The organism is Thiemannella venezuelensis, assembly GCF_014203605.1.
Taxonomy (GTDB): Bacteria; Actinomycetota; Actinomycetes; order Streptosporangiales; family Streptosporangiaceae; genus Planomonospora_A; species Planomonospora_A venezuelensis.
Genome location: NZ_JACHJJ010000005.1, coordinates 98,782 through 122,758, shown reverse-complemented (window position 1 = coordinate 122,758; position 23,977 = coordinate 98,782). Strand labels below are relative to the sequence as shown.

24 protein-coding genes and 1 tRNA gene are annotated in these 23,977 nt (G+C 72.6%); 10 read left to right on the top strand and 15 right to left on the bottom strand.

Annotated features, from left to right (window positions below):
* Window positions 1–72 precede the first annotated feature (72 nt).
* The 3 genes from ilvA to FHS22_RS10090 form a co-directional block, all read right to left on the bottom strand.
* Complete coding sequence (gene ilvA, locus FHS22_RS10100) at window positions 73–1,281, bottom strand: threonine ammonia-lyase (protein ID WP_184940434.1); 1,209 nt, start codon at window positions 1,279–1,281, stop codon at window positions 73–75.
* Window positions 1,282–1,401: 120 nt separating this feature from the next.
* Window positions 1,402–2,385: an ROK family protein gene (locus FHS22_RS10095; protein WP_184940433.1), complete on the bottom strand. Its 984-nt coding sequence runs from the start codon at window positions 2,383–2,385 to the stop codon at window positions 1,402–1,404.
* Window positions 2,386–3,585, bottom strand: a complete 1,200-nt coding sequence (locus tag FHS22_RS10090) for an FIST signal transduction protein (RefSeq protein WP_338047689.1) — start codon at window positions 3,583–3,585, stop codon at window positions 2,386–2,388.
* A gap of 196 nt (window positions 3,586–3,781) precedes the next feature.
* On the opposite strand from FHS22_RS10090, the gene FHS22_RS10085 reads away from it, so the two are divergent.
* Both FHS22_RS10085 and FHS22_RS10080 read left to right on the top strand, forming a co-directional pair.
* Entirely contained in the window at window positions 3,782–5,179 is a 1,398-nt protein-coding gene (locus FHS22_RS10085; protein ID WP_184940431.1) for a sigma 54-interacting transcriptional regulator, read from the top strand.
* A gap of 43 nt (window positions 5,180–5,222) precedes the next feature.
* A complete protein-coding gene (locus FHS22_RS10080) occupies window positions 5,223–7,172 on the top strand; it encodes a vWA domain-containing protein (protein ID WP_184940430.1) in 1,950 nt (649 codons plus the stop codon).
* Window positions 7,173–7,242: 70 nt separating this feature from the next.
* Here FHS22_RS10080 and FHS22_RS10075 read toward each other — a convergent pair whose 3' ends face one another.
* Complete coding sequence (locus FHS22_RS10075) at window positions 7,243–7,665, bottom strand: DUF6292 family protein (RefSeq protein WP_184940428.1); 423 nt, start codon at window positions 7,663–7,665, stop codon at window positions 7,243–7,245.
* Window positions 7,666–8,122: 457 nt separating this feature from the next.
* Between FHS22_RS10075 and FHS22_RS10070 the strand changes: the two genes are divergently transcribed.
* Window positions 8,123–8,446: a hypothetical protein gene (locus FHS22_RS10070; RefSeq protein WP_184940426.1), complete on the top strand. Its 324-nt coding sequence runs from the start codon at window positions 8,123–8,125 to the stop codon at window positions 8,444–8,446.
* Window positions 8,447–8,456: 10 nt separating this feature from the next.
* Entirely contained in the window at window positions 8,457–8,987 is a 531-nt protein-coding gene (locus FHS22_RS10065) for a hypothetical protein (RefSeq protein ID WP_184940424.1), read from the top strand.
* 52 nt (window positions 8,988–9,039) lie between these two features.
* Here the strand turns inward: FHS22_RS10065 and FHS22_RS10060 are convergent, their stop codons facing one another.
* Entirely contained in the window at window positions 9,040–10,179 is a 1,140-nt protein-coding gene (locus FHS22_RS10060) for a cystathionine gamma-synthase (RefSeq protein ID WP_184940422.1), read from the bottom strand.
* Between the two features lie 96 nt (window positions 10,180–10,275).
* Complete coding sequence (locus tag FHS22_RS10055) at window positions 10,276–10,491, bottom strand: hypothetical protein (RefSeq protein ID WP_184940421.1); 216 nt, start codon at window positions 10,489–10,491, stop codon at window positions 10,276–10,278.
* A gap of 137 nt (window positions 10,492–10,628) precedes the next feature.
* Here FHS22_RS10055 and FHS22_RS10050 point away from each other — a divergent pair, with 137 nt between their 5' ends.
* Entirely contained in the window at window positions 10,629–11,819 is a 1,191-nt protein-coding gene (locus FHS22_RS10050) for a histidine kinase (RefSeq protein WP_184940419.1), read from the top strand.
* Here the strand turns inward: FHS22_RS10050 and FHS22_RS10045 are convergent.
* Window positions 11,816–13,186, bottom strand: a complete 1,371-nt coding sequence (locus FHS22_RS10045) for a cystathionine beta-synthase (RefSeq protein ID WP_184940417.1) — start codon at window positions 13,184–13,186, stop codon at window positions 11,816–11,818. The genes FHS22_RS10050 and FHS22_RS10045 overlap by 4 nt on opposite strands.
* Window positions 13,187–13,357: 171 nt before the next feature.
* On the opposite strand from FHS22_RS10045, the gene FHS22_RS10040 reads away from it, so the two are divergent.
* The 3 genes from FHS22_RS10040 (at window position 13,358) to FHS22_RS10030 (ending at window position 17,098) form a co-directional block, all read left to right on the top strand.
* The gene (locus tag FHS22_RS10040; protein WP_184940416.1) at window positions 13,358–14,332 is read left to right on the top strand and encodes a GDSL-type esterase/lipase family protein; all 975 of its coding nucleotides are present in this window, start codon (window positions 13,358–13,360) and stop codon (window positions 14,330–14,332) included.
* Between the two features lie 52 nt (window positions 14,333–14,384).
* The gene (locus FHS22_RS10035; RefSeq protein ID WP_184940414.1) at window positions 14,385–15,734 is read left to right on the top strand and encodes an outer membrane protein assembly factor BamB family protein; all 1,350 of its coding nucleotides are present in this window, start codon (window positions 14,385–14,387) and stop codon (window positions 15,732–15,734) included.
* Between the two features lie 143 nt (window positions 15,735–15,877).
* Window positions 15,878–17,098, top strand: a complete 1,221-nt coding sequence (locus FHS22_RS10030; protein WP_184940412.1) for an acetyl-CoA C-acetyltransferase — start codon at window positions 15,878–15,880, stop codon at window positions 17,096–17,098.
* Window position 17,099: 1 nt separating this feature from the next.
* Here the strand turns inward: FHS22_RS10030 and FHS22_RS10025 are convergent, their stop codons facing one another.
* From FHS22_RS10025 to FHS22_RS10010, 4 genes are all read right to left on the bottom strand, one after another.
* Window positions 17,100–17,510: a PPOX class F420-dependent oxidoreductase gene (locus FHS22_RS10025; RefSeq protein ID WP_184940410.1), complete on the bottom strand. Its 411-nt coding sequence runs from the start codon at window positions 17,508–17,510 to the stop codon at window positions 17,100–17,102.
* A 104-nt stretch (window positions 17,511–17,614) separates the two neighbouring features.
* The gene (locus tag FHS22_RS10020) at window positions 17,615–17,839 is read right to left on the bottom strand and encodes a DUF4287 domain-containing protein (RefSeq protein ID WP_184940757.1); all 225 of its coding nucleotides are present in this window, start codon (window positions 17,837–17,839) and stop codon (window positions 17,615–17,617) included.
* Window positions 17,840–18,032: 193 nt separating this feature from the next.
* Complete coding sequence (locus FHS22_RS10015) at window positions 18,033–18,812, bottom strand: Bax inhibitor-1/YccA family protein (protein WP_184940409.1); 780 nt, start codon at window positions 18,810–18,812, stop codon at window positions 18,033–18,035.
* A 161-nt stretch (window positions 18,813–18,973) separates the two neighbouring features.
* Window positions 18,974–19,978 carry a class I SAM-dependent methyltransferase gene (locus FHS22_RS10010; protein WP_184940407.1) on the bottom strand — a complete coding sequence of 335 codons (1,005 nt, stop codon included), beginning with the start codon at window positions 19,976–19,978 and terminating at the stop codon, window positions 18,974–18,976.
* Window positions 19,979–20,026: 48 nt separating this feature from the next.
* Between FHS22_RS10010 and FHS22_RS10005 the strand changes: the two genes are divergently transcribed.
* Together FHS22_RS10005 and FHS22_RS10000 are read left to right on the top strand one after the other, a co-directional pair.
* A complete protein-coding gene (locus FHS22_RS10005) occupies window positions 20,027–20,614 on the top strand; it encodes a helix-turn-helix domain-containing protein (protein ID WP_184940405.1) in 588 nt (195 codons plus the stop codon).
* A 95-nt stretch (window positions 20,615–20,709) separates the two neighbouring features.
* Window positions 20,710–21,138 carry a response regulator transcription factor gene (locus FHS22_RS10000; protein WP_184940404.1) on the top strand — a complete coding sequence of 143 codons (429 nt, stop codon included), beginning with the start codon at window positions 20,710–20,712 and terminating at the stop codon, window positions 21,136–21,138.
* Window positions 21,139–21,355: 217 nt separating this feature from the next.
* Here FHS22_RS10000 and FHS22_RS09995 read toward each other — a convergent pair.
* The 4 genes from FHS22_RS09995 to FHS22_RS09980 all read right to left on the bottom strand — a co-directional run bounded on the left by FHS22_RS09995 (window position 21,356) and on the right by FHS22_RS09980 (window position 23,961).
* A tRNA-Leu gene (locus FHS22_RS09995) sits at window positions 21,356–21,428 on the bottom strand.
* 7 nt (window positions 21,429–21,435) lie between these two features.
* On the bottom strand, window positions 21,436–22,047 hold the full coding sequence (locus FHS22_RS09990; RefSeq protein ID WP_221473453.1) for a peptide deformylase: 612 nt from the start codon (window positions 22,045–22,047) through the stop codon (window positions 21,436–21,438).
* Entirely contained in the window at window positions 22,047–22,541 is a 495-nt protein-coding gene (locus FHS22_RS09985) for a glycine cleavage system transcriptional repressor (protein WP_184940402.1), read from the bottom strand. Before FHS22_RS09985 ends, FHS22_RS09990 begins: the two co-directional genes overlap by 1 nt.
* 103 nt (window positions 22,542–22,644) lie before the next feature.
* Window positions 22,645–23,961, bottom strand: a complete 1,317-nt coding sequence (locus tag FHS22_RS09980) for an NAD(P)/FAD-dependent oxidoreductase (protein WP_184940400.1) — start codon at window positions 23,959–23,961, stop codon at window positions 22,645–22,647.
* Window positions 23,962–23,977 lie beyond the last annotated feature (16 nt).

Sequence of the window (23,977 nt, the reverse complement as noted above, 5' to 3'; positions counted from 1 at the left end):
GCGGGCCCGCCGTACGGCCCGGCCCGCGGGACCGGCGCGCGCCGCCGCGCGGTGGACGCGGCGCCGTGCGGCTCAGCCGGAGACGGGCCGGTAGCCGTGCCGGCGCAGGGAGCCCAGCACCTCCTCGGCGTGCTCCGGTCCCCGCGTCTCCAACTGGAGCTGGACCGCGACCTCGCCCAGGTCGACCCCGACCCGCTCGTGCGCGATGTCCAGCACGTTGGCCCGCAACCGCGCCACCTCGGCCGTCAGCGCCGCCAGGGTTCCGGGCCGGTCGGGCAGCGAGACCCGCAGGGTCAGGTAGCGCCCGGCCGCGGCCAGTCCGTGCCGCAGGACCTTGGCCAGCAGCAGCGGGTCGATGTTGCCCCCGGAGAGCACCGCCACCACGGGCGGCTCGAAGACCTCCGGATGGGCCAGGACCGCCGCCACGCCCGCCACCCCGGCGGGCTCGACGACCTGCTTGGCCCGCTCCAGGCAGAGCACCAGCGCCCGTGAGATCTCCTGCTCGGTGACCGTGACCACGCTGTCGACCAGGTAGTGGATCAGCTCGAAGGGCAGCTCGCCCGGGCGGCCCACCGCGATGCCGTCGGCCATCGTGGCGGCGGGCTGGACCATGACCGGATGCCCGGCGGAGAGCGAGGCCGGGTAGGCGGCGGCCCGCTCGGCCTGCACACCGACGATCCGCACGCCGGGCCGGAGCGACTTGGCCGCGAGCGCGACCCCGGCGGCCAGGCCCCCGCCGCCCACGGAGAGCACGATCGTGCCGGTCTCCGGGAGCTGCTCCAGGATCTCCAGCCCGATCGTGCCCTGCCCCGCGACGACGTCGGGGTGGTCGAAGGGGTGGATGAACACCGCCCCGGTCCGCTCGGCGTGCTCCCTGGCCTGGGCCAGCGCGACGTCCACGGTGTGCCCGGCGAAGACCACGTCGGCGCCGTAGGACCGGGTCGCGGCCACCTTGGGCAGCGGCGCGCCCTCGGGCATGTAGACCGCCGCCTTGGCCCCCAGCAGGCCCGCGCCGAGCGCCACGCCCTGCGCGTGGTTGCCCGCGCTGGCCGCGACCACGCCCCGCGCCAGCTCCTCCCGCGTGAGCCGGGCGATCCTGACGTAGGCGCCGCGCACCTTGAAGGAGCCGGAGCGCTGGAGGTTCTCGCACTTGAGGTGGACGGGCCCGCCGATCGTGTCGGAGAGCACGCGGGAGTGGACGACCGGGGTCCGCACGGCGACGCCGGCCAGGAGCTCCCGGGCGGCGACCACGTCCTCGAAGGTCACCTGAGGCGCTGACATGCGGGCCATCCTCCCACCCCGCGTGCAGGGTCCATGCCAGGCGCGACCCGGCCGTACGGCGTGCCGCCCCCGCGGCCCGCGCCGTACGGCGGAGCGGACCGGGAGGGCGGAGGAGCCGTACTAGTCCCGGGGGGACCAGTACCGGTCGGCGGCGAGGATGAGCGCCGCGGCGCCGACGAGGCCGGCGTCCTGGCCGAGGGAGGCCGGGACCACGCGGACGCGTCGGGCGAAGTCCAGTCCGACGTGGGCGCGGAGCGTCTCCTCCATGGGGCCGAACAGCAGCGGCCCGGCCTGGGAGAGGCCGCCGCCGACGGTGACCACGTCGAGGTCGCACAGATGGGTGGCGGAGGCGATGGCCAGGCCGAGCGCCCGCCCGGCCCTGCCCATGGCCGCCAGCGCGGTCGCGTCCCCGGCGGCGGCGTCCAGCGCGAGCTGCCGCCCGGTGGCGGTCGCCGCCTCGACGTAGGCCGGCGCGGGGACCGGAGCGGCGGATCCCGCGACCCGCCCGGGGATCCAGCCCTGCTCGACCGCCCACGCCGCCAGGCCGGGACCGCGGGCGACGGCCTCCAGGCAGCCGCGGCCGCCGCAGCCGCAGGCGGGGCCGTCCGGGTCGACCACGATGTGCCCGATGTGCCCGGCGTTGCCGCTGCCGCCGTCGATCAGCCGGTCGCCGAGGACCAGCCCGCCGCCCACCCCGGTGGACACGACCATGCCCAGCATGTTGGCGCTGCCCCGCCCGGCGCCGCGCCAGTGCTCGGCGACGGCCACGCAGACGGCGTCGTTGTGGATGCGGACCGGCACTCCGGGGAAACGCGCGGCCAGCCGGTCCCGGAGCGGGAAGGCGCGCCAGCCCGGCATGTTCAGCGGGGAGACGGCCCCGTCCGGCCAGGACATCGGGCCGCCGCACCCGATCCCCACCCCGGCGACCGGCCGGTCGCCGGCGACGGCGGAGACCAGCTCGTCGAGGGCCTTCCACAGGGTCGCGGCGTCGCCGCCGGGCGGCGTGGCGACCCGCTCGGCCGCCTGGACGTCTCCGCCGGGTCCTACCAGCGCGGCGGCGAACTTCGTCCCGCCGATGTCGACGGCGAGCACAGATTCGGACATTCAACGATCATAGGACCGGCCGGCCGACGGGCGGGAGGAGAAGGCCAGCAGGCACGCGGTGAACCCGTGCACGTGGTTGTGGCTCCCCACCGGGCCGATCTCCCCGGCCGCGAAGAACCCGGCCACGCCGATGGGGCCGAGGGTGTCGCTGACCGCCATCATGTCGTGGTCGGCGGTGCCGAACATGGCCGAGCCCCGGCCGTTGCACGAGAACAGCAGCGCGCCGTCCACCCGGCCGAACTCCTCCCGGTGGGCGTCGAGCAGCTCGTAGAGGTCCTCGTCGGCGGTGGCGGCGTCGCGGACCTGGAAGCGGACGGTCCGGCCCATCTCGACGATGTCGCCGATGGCCACGGCCTCCCGGTCGGGGTCGATCCCGAGCACCCCGCGGATCAGGAAGTCGCCGTGCTCGTGCCGCTCGGCGTACTCGTCGATGGCGACGCCGATCTGCAGCCCCGAGGCGACCAGCTCGCGGTCCTCCTCGTCCAGCGCGCTGACGATCTCCTCCAGCCGCGCCAGCGCGGGCTGCCCGGCGAGTTCGAGCAGCAGGTTCTCCTCGACCCCGGTGACCGTCATGGACGGGCCGATCGGGCGGCAGCCCTGGCTGACCACGGTGCTGACGTTGACCTCGCCGCCGATGAGCACGCCCACGGCGCCCTCGGTGTGCACCTCCCCGTTGACGAACAGCCGCACCGCGTCCCGGCCGAGGAAGGCGTTGGCCAGGCCGCCGACCAGCGGGAGGTCGCCGAGGACCTCTCCCGAGCGCTCGACGAAGCCGTCGGTCGGGAAGGTGTAGGGGTCGGCCAGCAGGATGGCCACCTTGTCGTCGGGGCCGCGCTCCGGCAGGCCGACGACGACGAAGCGGTCGTCGGCCTGCAGGCTGTCCAGCACGAAGGTGGTCAGCCGGGCCCCGTCCAGGGTGGCGGCCCAGGCGCTCACCGAGGGCGTGACCTCGATCCCCTGCCCTCCCCCGATCACCCCGGTGGAGCTGCAGCCGATCACCGTCGCCTCCGGCGCCAGAGTCATCGCCCGCAGGCCGGCGCGGGAGACCTCGTCGGGGTCGTCGCCGCAGATGAAGAAACAGACCAGATCCGGCGGTCCGCTCAGCCCGTGCAGGGCCTGCCCGACCGCGGACTCCGCCGCCGCGGCCAGGTCCGAGCCCACGGCGAGACCATCGGCGAAGCGGCTTGTCAACAGCGGCACCCGTCTCGCCTCCCCTCTTGTCCGAAACCTTCGTATCCGGAGTGTCTTCCCTGAATCCCGAAGCCTTTTCCTGAGCGATTCTCCCCACTGAGAGGGAGGACACGCATGCCGAACGCCATGCGATGGCCAAGATCCGAAATCGGGATGAGCGGGATGAGGCTGCCGGTTTCGGCTCCGGCGACGTAGTCTCGATCCCGTGCGCCACATTCCACAGCCACGGACTCTGCGCGAACTGCGCGCGAGCGGCCATGTCCACCGCACGGTGAAGGCCGAGATCCGCGAGAACCTCCTGTCCCTCCTCCGGGCGGGGGAGCCGCGGTTCACCGGCATCGTGGGCTTCGACGACACCGTCCTGCCCCAGTTGGAGCGGGCCCTGCTCGCCGGTCACGACCTGGTCCTGCTCGGCGAGCGCGGGCAGGGCAAGACCCGGCTCGTCCGCGCCGTCACCGGGCTGCTCGACGAGTGGACCCCGGTCGTGGAGGGCTGCGAGATCAACGACCACCCCTACGCCCCCGCCTGCGTCCGCTGCCGCCGCCTGGCCGAGTCCGCGGGCGAGGAGCTCCCGGTCGCCTGGCGTCACCGGGACGAGCGCTACGGCGAGAAGCTCGCCACCCCCGACACCTCCGTGGGCGACCTGATCGGCGACGTCGACCCCATCAAGATCGCAGAAGGGCGCACGCTCGGCGATCCGGAGACCGTGCACTACGGCCTGGTGCCGCGGAGCAACCGCGGCGTCTTCTCGGTCAACGAGCTGCCCGACCTGGCCGAACGCATCCAGGTCTCGCTGCTCAACGTGCTGGAGGAGCGCGACATCCAGGTCCGCGGCTACAACCTCCGGCTCCCGCTGGACATCCTGCTGATCGCCAGCGCCAACCCGGAGGACTACACCAACCGCGGCCGGATCATCACCCCGCTCAAGGACCGCTTCGGCGCCGAGATCCGCACCCACTACCCGCTCTCGGTCGAGGCCGAGCTGGCGCTCATCCGCCAGGAGGCCGCCCTCGGCCACGTCGGCGCCGACCTGCCCGGCCACCTGATCGAGGTGATCGCCCGGTTCACCCGGCTCGTCCGCGAGTCCACCGCGGTCGACTCGCGCTCCGGCGTCTCGGCCCGCTTCTCCATCGCCGCCGCCGAGACCGCCGCGGCCTCCGCCCTGCGGCGGGCCGCGCTGACCGGCGAGGAGCGCCCGGTGGCCCGGGTGGCCGACCTTCCCGGCATCGTGCACACGCTCCGCGGCAAGGTGGAGTTCGAGGTCAGTGAGGAGGGCCGGGAGACCGAGGTGCTCGCGCACCTGCTCCGCCGGGCCGTGGCCGAGACGTTCCGCGGCACGCTCGGCGGCATGGACCTGTCGGCCCTGCTGGAGAGGTTCTCCGAGGGGGTGCAGGTGGAGTCCGGGCCGCTGGTCCCGGCCGCCGAGCTGCTGCGCAGGATCGGCCCGGTGACCGGCCTGGCCAAGATCATGTCCCAGCTCGGCATCGGCGACGAGTCCCCCGGGCACGCGGCGGCGGCGCTGGAGTTCACCTTGGAGGGGCTCTACCTGCTGCGCCGCCTGTCCAAGGACGAGACGGACGGCGCGGCGGTCTACCGCACCTGAGCGGCCAGGCCCCGCGAGTGGAGTGCGAGAAGGTGGGGGGCGGATGAGTTATCGCTATGGCGAGTACCGGGACGGGCCCGACCCGCTCGCCCCGCCGTACGACGTGCGGTCGGCGCTCGACCGGATGGGCGACTCGATCCTGTCCGGCGCCAACCCGGGCCACGCCCTGCGCGACCTGCTCAAGCAGGGCCTGCCCGGCGCGGAGAACCGGCGCGGCCTGGACGACCTGCTCCGCGAGGTACGGCGCCGCCGCCGCGAGCTGCGCGAGCGGGGCCGCCTGGACGGGACCCTGGAACGGGCCAGGGCGCTGCTGGACAAGGCGATCGGCCAGGAGCGGGCGGAGCTGTTCCCGGACCCGTCGGACGAGGCCCGGTTCCGCGAGACGCAGCTGGACCTGGTTCCGGACGACCCGGCCGGCGCGATCCAGTCGCTGAGCGACTACCGGTGGCGCTCCGAGGCCGCCCGGCGGACCTTTGAGGAGCTGCGCGACCTGCTCCGCCGGGAGGTGCTCGACAGCCAGTTCCGCGGCATGAAGCAGGCGCTGGCCGATCCCGATCCTGCCGCGCTGGAACGGGTCCGCGCGATGATGTCCGAGCTGAACGACATGCTCGACCGGGACGCCCGGGGCGAGCACAGCCAGGATGATTTCGACCGCTTCATGTCGAAATATGGAGACATGTTCCCGGAGTCGCCCCGGAACCTGGAGGAACTGGTCGACATCCTGGCCCGCCGGGCCGCCGCGACCCAGCGCCTGCTGGCCTCCCTCACCCCGCGCCAGCGCGAGGAGCTCGCCGCCCTGGTCAACCAGACCCTGGAGCAGGAGGGCCTGGCCGAGCAGATGCGCCGGCTGGGCGAGTCCCTGCACGCCCGCCGCCCCGACCTCGCCTGGAACACCCCCGAGCGGCTCACCGGCGAGCAACCGATCGGGATGGGCGACGCGGTGACCGCGCTGGACGAGCTCGCCGACCTGACCCAGCTGGAGGCCGCGCTCCGCCAGGACTACCCCGGGGCCCGGCTGGACGACGTGGACGAGGCGGCGGTCCGGCGCGCCCTCGGCCGCTCGGCCGTCGACGACCTGGAGGCGCTCAAGCAGATCGAGCGCGAACTGGAGCAGCAGGGCTACCTCCTGCGCCGGCGCGGCCGGCTGGAGCTCACCCCCAAGGCCGTCCGGCGGCTCGGCGAGACCGCGCTGCGCCGGGTCTTCGCCTCCCTCGACGCCGGCCGCCGCGGCGACCACGACCAGGTCGACGCGGGTGCGGCCGGCGAGCTCACCGGCTCCACCCGCCCCTGGCGGTTCGGCGACGAGCAGCCGATCGACGTGGTCCGCACGGTCGTCAACGGAGTACGGCGCGGCGCGAGCCGTACCGGTGCCGTGACCCTCACGGTGGACGACTTCGAGGTGGCCGAGACCGAGCGGCGCACGGCCGCGGCGGTCTGCCTGCTGGTCGACCTGTCCTACTCGATGGCGCTGCGCGGCACCTGGGCGGCGGCCAAGCAGACCGCGATGGCCCTGCAGGCGCTGGTCGCCTCCAAGTTCCCCCAGGACTCGGTGCAGATCGTCGGCTTCTCCAACTACGCCCGGGTCCTGCAGCCCGACGAGCTGGCCGGGCTGGAGTGGGACATGGTCCAGGGCACGAACCTGCACCACGCCCTGCTGATCGCCGGCCGCCACCTCGACCGCCACCCCGACTTCGAACCGGTCGTGCTCGTGGTCACCGACGGCGAGCCCACCTCGCACCTGCGCCGCAACGGCTCCTACGCCTTCGAGTGGCCGCCCACGCCCGAGACGCTGGAGCTCACCCTCTCCGAGGTGGACAAGATGACCCGGCGCCGGGCGACGCTCAACGTGTTCATGCTCGCCGAGGACGACCGGCTGAAGGAGTTCGTGGACGAGGTCGCCCGCCGCAACGGCGGCCGGGTCTTCTCCCCCAGCCCCGACCGGCTCGGCGAGTACGTCGTCAGCGACTTCCTGCGCGCCCGCCGCGCCCGGTAGGCGCCCGCTCCGCGCCAGAGGGCGGCGGAGCCCCCCGGGAGGGGGCGGGCAGCGGGCGGGGCGCCGAGCCTCAGGCGTCGGCGTGGGCGACGTAGCCGTTGAGGGCGAGGTCGAAGCCGTCGCGGTAGTGCCGGTAGGAGCGGTAGCAGGGACGCCAGGCCGTACTGTTGCCCACCCCGGCCCGCGCCTCCGCGACGGCGGCCGGGACGCGGTCGGGGCGGAGCAGCAGGCCGCCGCCGAGATAGCGGGCCCCGGCCAGGACGGTGCAGGAGGCCGGGTCGCCCGAGACGAACCCGCCCCAGCGCCAGCCGCTCTCCTCGTCCCACACCAGCGCGTCGCCGCCGGTCAGCCGGATGGTCCCGGCGCGCGGGTCGCACGGCCCCTCCCACCAGGTCTCGGCCTGCGCGCCCAGTGCCTCCGCGACGCGGCGCAGGTAGAAAGCGGGCTGGTGGTGCCATTCGGCGGTGTACGGCTCGACATGCTTCACAGCCACAGCGGGCACTCCTTTGTGCCTTCGTGCACGATCACGGGTCAGGCGCCCGCCCGGCACGGCCGCGGCCTCGACGCCGACGGCCTCATCACACGGGGACGGGCCTGCCAGTGATCCTACTCACACCGCCCGGATGCTCCGGACGCACAAGTGAAGATCCATCACCTTGCCCTCGGAATCCACTCGTCCCCGAAACGTAATCTTCCGGTGACGGCCTCTCCCCTCCTTCCGCCGTCTTTCCTGTCGAGGGCGTTCCCGCCGCCGACGACCGGAGGGAGGGAGACCGGATGATCGCAGTCATCCTCATCGTGCTGATGATCGTCGCCTGCGTGGGCTTCGAGCTGCTCCTCGGCTCGCGCCCCCGCGCGCGGCAGGACGCTCCCGGCCGGGAGTGATCCACCCGTCTTGAAACGCGACGGTATCCGGGGAAGGCTTGGGTTCCCCTTCCCCGGAGGAGCGCATGTGGATCGCGGCCTCGATAGCAGCCGGAATCCTGCTCGCCGTCTTTCTCGTCGTCCTCGCGCTCGTCGTGGTCAGCATCCATGTCGAGGACAACCGCGCCTCGATCACCGGCCGCGCGCCGGGAGCCACCACGGCGGGCGCCCGGCGCCTGCTCGGCGTGCGGGTCGATCACAGCACCTGCCGGGCCCGGCCGCAGGACGCCTGCCCGCTCTGCCGGCACCTCCTCCAGAAGGAGGGCGGGCTCCGGAAAGAGGGCGGGGCGGACGCACCCGACCCTCCCGGGTTCCCGAAGCCGTATCCGGACGAGATCACCGGGGGCTAGGGTCTGGCGCATGACAGACCTGCTGCTCTGGCTGCACATCGGTTTCGCGATCTTCGCCCTGGGACCGGTCACCGCCGCGACCGTCTCCACCCCCAGGTTCATCCGCGCCCGCAACGTCGACGTCCTGCGCTACCTGCACAGGACGACGCGCGCCTACGCCATCGCCGGCGTGGGCGTCTTCCTGTTCGGCGTGCTGCTCGGCCGGGAGTATCTCGGCAAGCCGTACCTCTCCGTCTCGATGACGCTCTTCATCGTCGCCATGGTGCTGCTGGTCATCGTGGAGCGGGACCAGCGGGCCGCCATCCGGATCCTCGGCGGCGGCGCCCCGGCCCGCGACACCGGCACCGGCACGGACACCGGCACCGACGCCGACGCCGACTCCGCGCCGCAGGACGACCAGGCGGCCGGGGACCGGGGCCCCGCGGCCGCCGCCACCGGGACCGCCGAGGCGCAGACCGGCAGGATCGCCGCGCTCTCCGGCGTGGTCTCGCTGATCTGGCTGGTCATCCTCGTGCTCATGGTCTGGGGCGACCCCTTCTGACCGGCTCCGGGCCGCCCGGTCTCAGGCCGGGCGGCCCGGAGCCGCAGGCGCGTCAGCCCAGGGCCTGGGAGAGGTCGGCGAGCAGGTCGTCGATCGACTCGATGCCGACCGAGAGCCGGACCAGGTCGCCGGGGACCTCCAGCGGGGAGCCTGCCGCCGAGGCGTGGGTCATCCGGCCGGGGTGCTCGATCAGCGACTCCACGCCGCCGAGCGACTCGCCCAGGGTGAACAGCTTGGCCCGGTTGCAGATCTCGACCGCCTCGGCCTCGCCCCCGGCGACCCGGAAGGAGACCATGCCGCCGAAGCGCCTCATCTGCTTGGCGGCCACCTCGTGGCCGGGGTGCTCGGGCATGCCCGGGTAGAGCACCGAGATCACCTTCGGGTGGGCGAGCAGGAGGTCGACCACCCGCTCCGCGTTGTCGCAGTGCCGGTCCATCCGCACCGCGAGCGTCTTGAGGCCGCGCAGCGTCAGCCAGGCGTCGAACGGCCCGGCCACCGCGCCCATGGCGTTCTGGTGGTAGGCGAGTTGCTCGCCCAGCTCCGCGTCCCCGGCGACGAGCGCGCCGCCGACCACGTCGGAGTGGCCGCCGACGTACTTCGTGGTGGAGTGGACCACGATGTCCGCGCCCAGCGCCAGCGGCTGCTGGAGGTACGGCGAGGCGAAGGTGTTGTCCACCACCAGCAGCGCGCCGCAGTCGTGGGCGAGTTCGGCCAGGGCCGCGATGTCGGAGATGCCGAGCAGCGGGTTGGTGGGCGTCTCCACCCAGATGGCCTTCGTCTTCGGCGTGATGGCGGCCCCCACCGCGCTCAGGTTGTCCAGCGCCACCGGGTCGTAGTGCAGCCCCCAGCGCTCGTGGACCTTGGCGAAGAGCCGGTAGGTGCCGCCGTAGGCGTCGTTCGGGATGATCACGTGGTCGCCCGGCCGGCAGATCGTGCGCAGCACGGTGTCCTCGGCCGCCAGCCCCGAGGCGAAGGCCAGGCCCCGGGCGCCGCCCTCGACGGCGGCCATGGCCTCCTCCAGCGCGGTCCTGGTCGGGTTGGCCGACCGGCTGTACTCGTATCCGGAGCGCAGTCCGCCCACGCCGTCCTGCTTGTAGGTGGACACCGCGTAGATCGGCGGCACGACGGCCCCGGTCTGGGGGTCGGCCTCCTGACCGGCATGGATGGCCAGGGTCTCGAATCCTTCAGTCATACGGCCCACGCTACTCCGCCCCGCGTCCCCGGCCGGGCCCGCGGGACCCGCGGACGCGGACCGGCCCCCTTGCGGCCCGCGCCCCGCGGGCCCGCCCTACGCGGCCCGCGACCCGTGCCCGTCCACCGGGCGCGGCCGGAGCTCGACCACCGCGGCGTCCTTTCCGGTGACGCGCGGCGCATGGATGTGACGGCCGCTGCGGCCCTCGGCGGGCTCCCCGTTGATCCGTGAGAGCAGCACCGGATCGGCGAGTGTCAGGGACACCACGACGACGAGCCCGACGGCCAGCAACACGATCCCGATGACGGTCATTTCCCTCTCCCCTTCGACACCTCAAGCATCGGCGCGGAGGGTCCCGCGGCGCCTCCGCTGAAGGATCGGTTCAAAGGGGTACGGCTCGGCCGAACGGCCGATATCCCACCCGGCCATCAGGATTAGGCTCGATGCCCGTGGGGGATTCGAACCGGTTCGTCTACTGGATCCAGCGGCTCAGCGAGATAGCGCTGCTCTGCTGGCTCGGGCTGCTGCTGATCTTCGACATCGCGATCGCGGTGGGGGGCTCGATGGACGCCCAGTTCCTGGCTCCCGTCTGCGGGGCCTACGGGATCTACGCCGTGTGGCGGCGCGGCCGGAGCCGGGTCCGGCCCTTCGTGATCGCGATGCTGCTCTCCTCCGCCTCCACCATCGTCATCGCGACGACCGTGAACGGCGGCATCCCCGGGTTCGCGGAGACCGGGTCGCTGCTCATCCTCACCATCGGCGGGCTGCGCTGGATCGAGCCGCTCAGGAACGCCGTGCTGTTCTCCGTCGCCTCGATGCTCGTGCTGCAGATCTCGGCCGCCCGGCCGGGGCAGGACGACGCGTCCCTGGCCGCGGGCTTCCTCATCTTCGTCGCCTGGTCCGTCGCCGCGGGGGTCGGCGCCTACCTGCGCTTCCAGCTGGAGCGGCGCAGGGAGGCCGTGCACACGGTACGGCGGGCCGAGCGCCTGGAGCTCGCCCGGGAGCTGCACGACCTGGTCGCCCACCACATCACCGGGATCGTCGTGCAGGCCCAGGCCGCCCGGGTCGTCGCCGAGCAGAAGCCGGAGGCCGTGCTCGGCGCGCTCGACGCGATCGCCGGGGCCGGCGCCGACGCGCTGACCTCGATGCGCCGCCTGGTCAGCGTCCTGCGCGCGGAGGACGAGGCCGCCCGTTCGCCCGGCACCCGGCTGGCGGACATGCGCGCGCTCGTGGAGCGGTTCTCGGCCGGCGGCCCGCAGGTGGCCTTCGAGGTCGCCCAGGGCATCGCCGACGACACCCTGCCCCCCGAGGTGATGACCACCCTCCACCGGGTCCTGCAGGAGTCCCTGACGAACGTGCGCCGCCACGCCCCGGGCACCGGCTGGGTGGAGGCCGACCTCCGGCTGGCCGACGGTTCCGTACGGCTGCGCGTGCGCAACTACGGCTCGGCCGCCGACGCCAGGCTCACCGGCCTCGGCGGCGGTTTCGGCCTGGTCGGCATGGCCGAGCGCGTCGAGGCGCTCGGCGGCCGCCTCCAGGCCGGCCCCACCCCCGAGGGCGCCTGGGAGGTCGTGGCCGAGCTGCCCGCCCCGGCCGCGCCGGGGCGCCGCGGACCGGAGGCCGAGGCCCGGCGCGGCTAGTGGTTCGCCAGGAAGGCCAGCAGGTCCTGGCGGGTGAGCAGGCCGACGGGCTTGCCGTCGTCGAGGACCACGGCGGCGTCGGCCTTCTCCAGTGCGTCGACCGCGTGGGAGATGGGCTCGCCGGCGCCGATCATGGGCAGCGGCTGGGACATGTGGTCGGCCAGCGGGTCCTGCGGGCGCACCCGGCCGCGGTAGAGGGCGTCGAGCAGGTCGCGCTCCACGATCGAGCCGACCACCTCGGCGGCCATGACCGGCGGCTCCTCCTTCATCACCGGGAGCTGCGAGACGCCGTACTCCCGCATGATGGAGATGGCGGTGTCCACCGACTCGTGGGGGTGGGTGTGCACGAACTCCGGCAGGCCCGAGCCCTTGCGGTGCAGCACGTCCCCGACCAGGCCCTCCTCGGAGGAGGTGGTCAGGAAGCCGTAGTCGGCCATCCACTCGTCGTTGAAGATCTTCGACAGGTAGCCGCGGCCGCCGTCGGGCAGCAGCACCACGACCACGTCGTCCGGCCCGGCCTTCCTGGCCACGCGCAGGGCCGCGACCGCGGCCATCCCGCAGGAGCCGCCGACCAGCAGGGCCTCCTCCCGGGCCAGGCGGCGGGTCATGCCGAAGGAGTCCTTGTCGGAGACGGCGATGATCTCGTCGCAGATCGTGGTGTCGTAGGTGGCCGGCCAGATGTCCTCGCCGACGCCCTCCACCAGGTACGGCCGGCCGGTGCCGCCGGAGTAGACCGAGCCCTCGGGGTCGGCCCCGATGATCTTGACTCGGCCGCCGGAGACCTCCTTGAGGTAGCGGCCGGTGCCGCTGATCGTGCCGCCGGTGCCGACGCCCGCGACGAAGTGGGTGATCCGGCCCTCGGTCTGCTCCCAGATCTCCGGTCCTGTGGAGTAATAGTGGCTCTCCGGGTTATTGGGATTGGAGTACTGGTCCGGCTTCCAGGCGTTCGGCGTCTCCCTGGCCAGCCGGTCGGAGACCGAGTAGTAGGAGTTCGGATGGTCGGGGGAGACCGCGGTGGGGCAGACGACGACCTCGGCGCCGTAGGCCCGGAGCACCGCGATCTTGTCCTGGGCCACCTTGTCCGGCACCACGAACAGGCACCTGTACCCCCGCTGCTGGGCGACGATCGCCAGCCCCACGCCGGTGTTGCCCGAGGTGGGCTCCACGATCGTGCCGCCGGGGCGGAGCTCGCCCGACTTCTCCGCGGCGTCGATCATGCGGACCGCGATCCGGTCCTTGACCGAGCCTCCGGGGTTGAAGTACTCGACCTTGGCGAGCACCTGGGCGGGCACCCCCGCGGTCACCTTGTGCAGCCGGACGAGCGGGGTGTTGCCCATCAGCTCCACGAGCGAGTTGTATACGCGCATCGCGACGATCACCTCGAATTGCCAAAGCTGGGTCAGCTTGTCGTTTGGAATGCCTGGGTCCCCAGAGGGTCGCCGGGACTCGGCTGGTTTTCTATAACAAACGCTACCGCCGAGCCGAAGTACCGGAGATATAGCGGTCAACCCGCGACGAGCCGAGAAAGGTGACGTCACGTGATCTGGACACCCGGAGTGGCGCGGACCGCGCGGCGCATCGCGGCCGCGGCGGCGGTGGGAGGCGGCGGCCTGACCGCGCTCGGGCTGGCGACCTACGGGCTGCTGTACGCCGAGGGGATGATGGCGCGCCGGGTCATCGGCCGCCCGCACGGGCTGGAGGGGCCGCCCTCCGACGGGGTCTACGGCGATTTCACGGGTGAGCCGATCCGGCTGGTCATGCTCGGCGACTCCACCGCCGTCGGGCTGGGCATGGCCGATCCCGGCGACACCCCGGGGGTGCGTATCGCGTGCGGCGTGGCCGCCGTGGCCGAGCGGCCGGTGCGGCTCACCGTGTGCGGCGTGTCGGGGGCGTCCTCGGCCGAGCTCGGCGAGCAGGTGGACAGGGCGCTCGCCGCGCGGCCGGAGATCGCGGTCATCTTCGTCGGGAGCAACGACATCACCACCCAGACGCTCCCCGCGCAGGCCGTACGGCACCTGCAGAAGGCCGTGCGGCGGCTGCGGCAGGCCGGTGCGGAGGTGGTCGTGGGCACCTGCCCGGACCTCGGCACGGTCCGGCCGATCGCGCAGCCGCTGCGCTGGGTGACCCGGCGCTGGAGCCGGCAACTCGCCGCCGCGCAGACCGTGGGGGTCATCGAGGCGGGCGGGCGGACGGTGGCGTTCGCGGACATGCTCGGGCCGGAATTCGAGACAAATCCGGTCGAGATGTTCGGACCCGATCGATATCACCCATCTCGCCAAGGCTACCTACAGGCCGCTTACGCGGTGCTACCGTCTGTTTGCACCGCGTTGGAGCTGTGGCCCGAGCCCCGGCCCGCACGCGGTGAGTCGATCTACCTCGCGGCGGCAAGAGCCGCGGAGGAGCCCGGCGCCGAGGTGTCCGCGACCCGCGTCGCCGGCCGAGCAACGGGTCCCCACGGACGGTGGGTGACACTGCTCCGTCGGCGGCCCGGAGCGCTGCCCAACGACGCCTGAGCTCGGTCACGCTCCGCGGCGAGATCGTCACATCTCGTCCCATTGGAGTGCAATGCCTGTGATCCGGCCTCATGCGAGACCAGCTCTGGCTCTCGCCGGAACCCTGATCCTGGCCGGCTGCTCCGGCAGTGAAGCGGCCACCCAGGAGTACCCCACCTGGCACAACCCCCAGGTGAACGCGGTCAGCCGCACCGTCACCGGAGGCGACGTCGCCATGACGACCTCCATGAAACCCGACGGGACGCTTGAGGCCGTCGCCCTCGACCTCGCCTCGGGCAAGAAGCTGTGGGCCGCCCCCACGACCATGGCGGGCCGCCTGCCCGGGATGGGGGTGCCCGCCCCGGCGATCGTCGAGACCGGCAAGGGCCAGACCGTCGCCGTCTCCGTCGACCCGTTCCGCAAGGGCCGCTGGAACGGCAGGCTCGTCGGCCGCGACGCGCGGACCGGCGCCCAGAAGTGGACCCGCCCGGTCCACTCCACCTTCGGTCCGCAGCGGTGCGGCGGATTCGTCTGCCTGCCGGAGCACACCGCCCTGTCGGCGGCCCGGGTCGTCGTGCTCGACCCCGCCACCGGCAAGGTGATGTGGAAGTTCCCCGGCATCGCCGAGGTGGAGTGGTCCGACGCCTCCCGCGTGGTCTTCCTGCGCCTGGCCCGCAACCCCGTCCTGGAGGCCTACGACCTGAAGACCGGCAAGCCCGTCTGGCGGCAGCCGGTGGAGCGCGCCCTCGGCGCCGGCGTGGACGTGTCGGGCGGCTGGTCCTTCGGCACGGCCGGGGACGACCTCGTCGGCTACGTCGCTCCCTACACCAACCCCAAGACCAAGTCGGTCTCCCCCTTCGGGCTGTTCTCCGTGAAGCTCTCCGACGGCTCGATCAACTGGATGCGCCCCTCGGTGGTGCGCGTCTACCCCAGCGGCAGCCCCGGTCACGCGCCGGTGGTCCGCCCGGTCGACCAGCAGGGCCAGTACGGCGGGTTCGCCCGCCTGGACGCCGAGAGCGGCCGGGTCCTGGGCCAGATCCCCGCCGCCCAGGTCCCCGGATCGGGCTGGTGGCTGGCCTTCCCCGCGCGGATGGACACGATCGGCTTCCTCAGGCACGGCAAGGCCGGGGCCGCCTTCGACCTCGCCACCGGCCGGGACGTCGAGCTCGAGAACGAGCGGGGCTGGTCCTTCTGCGTCACCGACCCCAAGCCGCTCCCCCTCAAGGGGCAGAACTCCGGGTTCTACTCGGTGGCCGCGCTGTGCGAGTTCAACCTGGCCACCGGGAAGCGCACGACCGCCTCCAGCACCCCGCCGGGCTGGTTCACCGGCAGCCAGGGCGGCTGGCGGATATGGCGCGACGAGAAGGGCGGCCTGCACGGCGTCAACGACGCCACCATCACCTCTCCCGGCATGTACGGCTAGCTGTGCCGCGGTCCCGCCGCACAGCGGGTTCTTTTGGCATTCCGTAACAAAGTTCTGTTTCTTCCCACCCCGGGTCGTGGCTTCCGACCTACCGAGGAGTAATCTCCGCAGGAGGAGCGATTAACGAATCCCAGGAGAGCTACATGCCCGAGGCAGTCATCGTCGCAACCGCGCGCTCGCCCATCGGACGCGCCTTCAAGGGGTCGCTCAGGGACATCCGTCCGGACGACCTGACCGCACAAATGATCAAGGCCGCACTGGCCAAGGTCCCCCAGCTCGACCCGAGCACCGTCGACGACCTGATGCTGGGCTGCGGCCTGCCGGGCGGCGAGCAGGGCTTCAACATGGGCCGCGTGGTGGCCACGCTGCTCGGCCTGGACGGCGTGCCCGGCACCACCGTCACCCGCTACTGCTCGTCCTCGCTGCAGACCACCCGGATGGCCCTGCACGCGATCAGGGCGGGCGAGGGCGACGTGTTCATCTCGGCCGGCGTGGAGTGCGTCTCCCGCTTCGCCAAGGGGAACTCCGACTCGCTGCCCGACACGCAGAACCCGCTGTTCGGCGAGGCCCACGCCCGCTCGAAGCAGGCCGCCGAGGGCGGCGCCCCGCTCTGGCACGACCCCCGCGAGGACGGCGCGCTGCCCGACATCTACATCGCGATGGGCCAGACCGCGGAGAACCTCGCCGGGATCAAGGGCATCTCCCGCCAGGAGCAGGACGAGTTCGGCGTGCGCTCCCAGAACCTGGCCGAGAAGGCCATCGCCAACGGCTTCTGGGAGAAGGACATCACCCCGGTGACCCTGCCGGACGGGACCGTGGTCAGCAAGGACGACGGCCCCCGCGCCGGCACCACCTACGAGGCGGTCTCCCAGCTCAAGCCGGTCTTCCGCCCCGACGGCACGGTCACCGCGGGCAACTGCTGCGCGCTGAACGACGGCGCCGCCGCGGTGATCGTGATGAGCGACACCAAGGCCGCCGAACTGGGCATCACCCCGCTGGCCCGGATCGTCTCCACCGGCGTGACCGGCCTCTCCCCCGAGATCATGGGCCTGGGCCCGGTCGAGGCCAGCAAGCAGGCCCTGGCCCGGGCGGGCATGTCCATCGGCGACGTGGACCTCGTCGAGATCAACGAGGCCTTCGCCGCCCAGGTCATCCCGTCCTACCAGGACCTGGGCATCGACCTCGACCGGCTCAACGTCAACGGCGGCGCCATCGCGGTGGGCCACCCGTTCGGCATGACCGGCGCCCGCATCACCTCCACGCTGATCAACAGCCTCCAGTTCCACGACAAGTCGATCGGCCTGGAGACCATGTGCGTCGGCGGCGGCCAGGGCATGGCCATGGTCCTGGAGCGCCTGAGCTAGGTCACCCGTGGACGTCGGGGCCGGCCCGGGTGATGTCGATCCGCAGGATCACCCGCCGGTCCCGCTCCATGGCGGCCCGGTAGTCGTCCCAGTCGGGGTGCTCGCCGGAGATGTCCCGGTAGTAGCTCACCAGGAGCTCCATCGCCTCCGGCAGCGGGACGATCTCCGCGGTGCCCTCCAGCTGGATCCACTCGCCGAAGAAGGCGTCCGTGGTCACGCAGAGCGCCACCCGGGAGTCCCGGCGGAGGTTGCGGACCTTGGCGGCGGTCTCCCGGGTGCTGATGATCGCGTGTCCCCCGGCGTCGAGTCCCACCGTGACCGGGGACATCTGGGGCCGCCCGTCGGCGTGCCAGGTCAGCAGGACGGCGCGGTGGTTGTCGCGGATGAAGCCGCGTGCCTTGTCGAGATCCATGACCGCATGATCTCATCGCCGCTCCGGCGGGATCCGGATCGGCGTGCCGGAGGCCCGTGCCACCGGCCGGCGGCGCGGGCCTCCGGGAAGCTCGAGGTCGGCGGCTAGAAGTGGTGGCGGCGCTGCCGCTCGTGCTCGTGCACGATGGCGGCGGCGTAGCCGTGGGTCAGCCCGTGCTCGTCGGCGAGCCAGTTGGCTCGTTCGTCGCAGCGAAGGAACGACGGGCCGTTGTCGAGAGCTTGGAACCACTCGGGGAGTGCGCGTCCCGTTATGTCCGGGACCCTTGCGATCAGCTTGCTCTGCGTCTCCGGTGAGTGGTTCAACGACATGGGCACCTCCACGGATAGGCTCCTTTGCTTGACAGTGCATCACGGAACCGCAGATAGCAAGACCCGGCAGCGGGCGGCTGTCACAGTTCGTTGATCTTCGGTTGCTTTTTGTTCACCGATGCCCGTCTCGCCCAAGAAAAAACCCCGCCGGAGCGGTTCCGGCGGGGTTCTTCCGTGCGTGTTCCTCCGGCGATCAGTCGTCGCCCGAGAAGTAGCTCAGCAGGCGCAGGATCTCCAGGTAGATCCAGACCAGCGTCACCGTCAGGCCGAAGGCCATCAGCCAGGAGTACTTCGCCGGAGCCCCGGCCTGGATGCCCCGCTCGACCTCGTCGAAGTCGAGGAGCAGGAAGAAGCAGCCGAGCAGGATCGCCGCGACGCTGACCGCGTAGCCGAGCCAGCCGGCCTCGCGGAGGCCGAACCCGCCGGGGATGAAGAAGCTCGCGACCATGTTGACGAGCAGCGCGGCCATCAGGCCGAGAGCCGCCGCCACGACGAACTTGGTGAACTTCGGCGTCACCCGGACGATCCGCAGCGAGTAGACGGTCAGCATGCCGCCGAAGGCGAGGGCCGTACCGATCACCGCCTGGATGACGATGCCCGGGAAGCGGCTCTCCATCAGGTGGCTGATCACACCGACGGCGACGCCGTAGGCGACCGAGTAGCCGAGGATGAGCGCCGGGTTGGTGCTCTGCTTGAAGGTGATGACCAGGGCGAGGACCAGGCCGACGAGCACGCCGGCGATCGCCGCGCCCCAGCCGAGGTTCAGCGTCCACGCCACCGCGGCCGAGGCCACCAGCGTGCCCAGGGTCATGAAGCCGCGCACGACCACGTCGTCGATCGTCATGGTCCGCTGCGCGGGCGGTGCGTACGACGGGGCGTCGTACATGCCCTGAAGCTGCTCAGGGGTCGGGGCCGGATAGCCCGGGGGCTGCCCCTTCGACATCCGGCCGAATACGGGGTTCTTACTATCCATCGCTGCCTCCACGCTGCGACCTACGCGATCAGACTATTAGATCGGTTATCACACGGCCGTATCGTGCTCGTATCCATCTTTTCGTGCGAGTGGCCGTACGGCTACCGCCGATATCCTCAACGCGCGGCCGCCGCCGGGAGTTCCCGGCTCCCCCTCCAGTCTCACCCGCCGTCGCCGGACTTCGCCACCCGGCCGCGGGCCGGCTGGGTGCGGGCGGCCCACAGCCGGCGCGTGGAGCGCACCACGAGGTCGCCGCGGCGGCGCACGTCCTGCGGGCCCCCGTCGAGGAGGACGCCGAGCGCGGCCAGGTCCGCGGGGTCGATCCGGCCGTCGAGGGCGCCGCGGACGCGGCCGAGCACGAGATGCGCGTAGCGGCCGGCCGCGGGGGGCAGCGGTGCGCGCAGCTCCAGGTGCTCGGTGTGCTCCTCCTCGACCGCGAAGCCGGCCGCGGCCAGCAGCGCGCCCCAGTCCGCGCCCAGGTGCGGCAGCCGGTCGGCGTGGAGCGCGGCCAGGGCCTCCCGGCAGCGGGCCTCCAGGCCGGGGCGGTCCGGCACGGCGTCCTCGGGCAGGAAGTACGGCATCCCGTCCAGCTCGGCGACGGCCAGCAGCCCGCCCGGGCGCAGTGCGGCGCGGATCCCGGCGAGGGCCGCGGCGGGGTCGTCCAGGTGGTGCAGCGAGGCCGAGGCCCAGACGAGGTCCGCGTCCGCGACACCGGGCAGACCGGCGCCGGCGTCGGCCTCCAGGGTGCGCACACGGTCGCCCAGGCCCCTGGTACGGGCCGCTCCGGAGAGGTGGGCCAGCATCTCGGGAGAGCTGTCGACGGCGGTCACGCGGGCGGCGGGAAAGCGTTCCAGCAGTGCGAACGTGCCGGTGCCGGTGCCCGCTCCCAGGTCCACGACGCTCGCGACGCCGTCACCGGCCAGCCGGGCGAGGCGGCCGGTGACGGCGGTGAGGTACGGGGCGAACAGCTCGGCGTCGAGGTCCAGCACCTCGGCGAGACCGTCCTGCGGACCGGCGCCGTGCGCGCGGCTTTCCTGCCGGCCGTGGTCATGGCTGTGGTCATGGCCGTGGTCATGGCCGTGCTCCTGGCCGTGGTCACGGGACCGGGAGGGAGGGGCGGCATGGGTGCGGGGTGCGTGGGAATGGCGGGATTCGGGACGTTCCATGCGTTCGATCCTACGAACGTGTTGCCAATGCTGCATAAACTCTTGCCTATGAAGCAAGAAGGTAGTGACCTCGACAGCCTCGTGCGCAAGCGGATCCGGGCGCTGCGCGCCGCGCAGGGCTGGTCGCTGGACGACCTCGCCGCCCGCTGCCGTCTCGGCCCCTCCACGCTCAGCCGGATCGAGACCGGGCACCGCAGGATCGCGCTCGACCAGCTCACCGCGATCGCCCGGGCCCTGGGCACCTCGCTCGACCAGCTCGTCGAGAACGCCGCCGACGACGTCGTCTCCAACCCCACCCACGACCCCGCGCGCGGCCTGACCCAGTGGGCGCTGCGCGGCGAGCCCGGCGTCACCGTGGCGAGGGTGCGGCTGACCGGGCCGCCGCCGAAGGGCCCGGCCGCGCTGAAGGCGCATCCCGGCCGGGAGTGGTTCACGGTGTTGTCCGGCACGGTCGAGCTGCTCCTGGGAGAACGCCGGCTGCGGGTCGAGGAGGGGCAGGCCGCGGAGTTCCCGACGATGCTCCCGCACGCGATCGGCGCCCTCGGCGGTCCGGCCGAGGTCCTCGGCATCTTCGACCGGGACGGCCGCCGCACCCATCTGCACGAGCGCGCTCCGGACCCCTACCCGTCCGGCTGATCCGCCGGAGGGCCGGCGGCGGGAGCCGGAACGCGCGGGCAAGCATCACTCCGGATTCCAGTGGGCAGAGACAGACGGAGGGACTTTGGAGAGGCATGCCTGTCGCACTGGTCGTCGAAGACGACCCCGATCACCAGAACCTGCTGGTCATCCTGCTGGAGCGGGCCGGCTTCGAGGTGCACGCCGTGGCGAACGGCACCGAAGCCGTGCCGGCGGCTCACGACGTGCGCCCGGACCTGATGGTGCTGGACTGGCAGCTTCCCGGCATGGCGGGGCTGGAGGTCTGCCGGCGGTTGCGCGCCGCGCCCGACACGGCGGGGGTGGCGGTGCTGATGGTGACCGCCTGGGTGGACAACGACGTCGAGAAGGCCATGCGGGAGGCCTGCCAGGCGGGGGCCGACGACTTCATCCTCAAACCGATCAACCACCACGAGTTCATCGCGCGGGTCCTGGCCCTGCTGGATCGGTACCCGGCCTCCGAGGACGGCTCCGGGGCGGCCCGGGGCGCCGGTAAGAGCTCCTGACGCAGGACCGGAGCGACGCCGGCGGGTCCGGTCCGCGCCGGGAGGGGACCGCCTTCCGGAAGAAGATCACGTTTGGGTAACCCTCGGACCTCTGCGCCCGCATCCGGCCGGAGGAGCCGCGGGCGGTCGGGGCCGGCCGCGGACGGCCGGACGGCGACGGGCGGTCGTCCACCGCGTCTTCCCTGGTCGGAAGCCCTTGTGAGGAGAGAGACAGGAGTGCCCCCGGCGGGACTCGAACCCGCACTACGACCCTTTTAAGGGGTATGCCTCTGCCATTGGGCTACGGGGGCGCCGCAATCATACGTAACGGAACACTCGTGCGTAACTAGTCATGTCACCCGTCGCACCGCTCCCCCGGCCGGTGCGGTGGACGGCACGGGCTCCGACGACCCTGTCCAGGAACAGCACGCCGTCGAGGTGGTCCAGCTGGTGCTGGAGGCAGCGGGCCTCGAAGGCGTCGGCGTGGACGGTGACGGGGGTGCCGCTGCCGGGGTGCTCGCCGCGGACGGTGATGCGGGTGGCCCGGGAGACCTCGCCGGTGAGGCCCGGGACCGAGAGGCAGCCCTCCCTGACCCGTTCCCAGCGGGAGGCCGCCACCAGGCGGGGGTTGGCCACGACGAGTTCGCCGGCGCAGGACCGGGTCCGCGGATGCCGGGAGACGTCGAGGGAGAGCAGCCGCCAGCCCAGCCCGATCTGGGGCGCGGACAGGCCCGTGCAGCGGTGGGAGCGGCGCATGGTGGCGAGCAGGTCGGCCGCTCCGGCGACGACCAGGGGATCGGCGGCGTCGACGGGGAGCGTCTGCGTGGTCAGCACGGGGTGCGGGGCCCCGATCAGCTCCCGGGAGACCCCGCCGGCCAGCACGCCGTCCAGCCGGGCGTGCGCCGTACCGCACATCGCCGTGCCGCACATCAGAGCACCTCCGCCTCGGCGGGGCGGAAGGTGACCGCGCAGCCGAGGCCGGCGCCCACCGCGGCCAGGCGGCGCATCAGGGCGGCCACGTCCACCTTCGCCGGCAGCCACACGTCCGCGATCAGGACGTACAGCGACCCGTAGAGACGGGTGGTCATGGACGTGATGATCCCCGAGACCTCGGTGAACGCCTCGCTGACCGAGGACACGATGCCGGGCCGGTCGGGACCGTGGACGGTGAGGACGTAGCCGAGCCCCCCTTCGCGGTCGTGGTCGCGGCAGGAGCCGACCTCGGCGGCGGTGACGGTCAGACCCGGGAAGGCGGAGGCGGGCGGCACCTGCCCGGAGACCAGCATCATCATCGCCATGTGGCCGCCGAGCAGCGTCATCGCCGAGTCCTCGATGTTCGCGCCGTGCCGGGTGAACGCCGAGGTCACCTCGGCGATCACCCCCGGCCTGGCGACTCCCAGCACCGCGATCGCGGACAAGCCCATCCCTGGCCCCCTCCCGGCCGGCCGGGGCCCGGGGACGGACACGAGAATCAGTGACGAACCCCGAGGAGACCCCAGCGACTCCCTAACCCTCGGGTGCCGGGACTCAGGTCGTCGCCGCCGCGCGGAACTCCGCGCGGGGCTCCTCGATCTCTCCGAGCGAGACGGTCTCCCGCTTGAAGAACAGCGCCAGAGTCCAGTCCGCCATCACGCGGACCTTGCGATTCAAGGTAGGCACCCGCGACAGATGGTAGGTGCGGTGCATGAACCACGCAGGCAATCCGCGAAGCTTGACGCCGTAGACGTTGGCGACGCCCTTGTGCAGGCCCAGCCCGGCAACCGATCCGACGTACTTGTGGCGGTAATCGACCAGTTCCTGCCCGCGGAGGTGGCGGGTGATGTTGTCGGCCAGCACCTTGGCCTGGCGGACCGCGTGCTGGGCGTTGGGGGCGCAGTACTGGCCCGGGTTGGTCACGTCGGGCACCCCGGCCACGTCTCCGGCGGCGAAGGCGTCCTTGGCGCCGACCACGGTCAGCCGGGTGGTCGTCTTGATCCGGCCGCGCTCGTCCAGCGGCAGGTCGCCCGCGTTCACGACCGGGCTGGGCTTCACCCCGGCGGTCCACACGATGGTGGCCGACTCGAACTCCTCCCCGTCGGAGAGCTTGACCCGGCCGCCCTCGCAGGACTCCAGGCGGGTGTTCATCTTGACCTCGATGCCGCGCTCGCGGAGCTGCTCGGCGGTCCACCGGCCCATCTCCGGGCCGACCTCGGGCAGGATCCGGTCGGTGGCCTCGACCAGGACCCAGCGCAGGTCGGCGGTGGAGACGTTGCGGTAGTAGCGGATCGCGTCGAGCGCCATGTCCTCCAGCTCGGCCAGCGCCTCGATGCCCGCGAAGCCGCCGCCGACCACGACGAACGTCAGCGCCCGGCGGCGCAGGTCCTCGTCGTCGTCGCTCTCCGCCCGGTCCAGCAGGCCGAGCACCCGGTTGCGCAGGGCGATCGCCTCCCCGACGGTCTTGAAGCCGATCGCGGCGTCGGCGAGGCCGGGGATCGGCAGGGTCCGGGAGACCGAGCCGGCCGCCATCACCACGAGGTCGTAGCCGATCTCGTGCGGAGTGCCGACGTTCGGCTCGAACTGCACGGTCTTGGCCGCGTGGTCGACCTTGGTGACCTTGCCGTTGAGGATCGTCGCCTTCGACAGGACCCGCCGGAGCGGCACGACCACGTGCCGGGGGGAGAGGTTGCCGGCCGCCGCCTCGGGAAGGAACGGCTGGTAGGTCATGTGGGATTCGGGAGTGAGGACGGTGATTCGCACGCTGCCGTCGCGCAGCTCCCTGCGGAGCGTGCGCTGCAGCCGCAGCACTGTGTAGAGGCCGACATAGCCCCCACCGATGACCACGATGTGCTTGGAGTTGCGGTTCACTTCGGCGCCCCTTAGG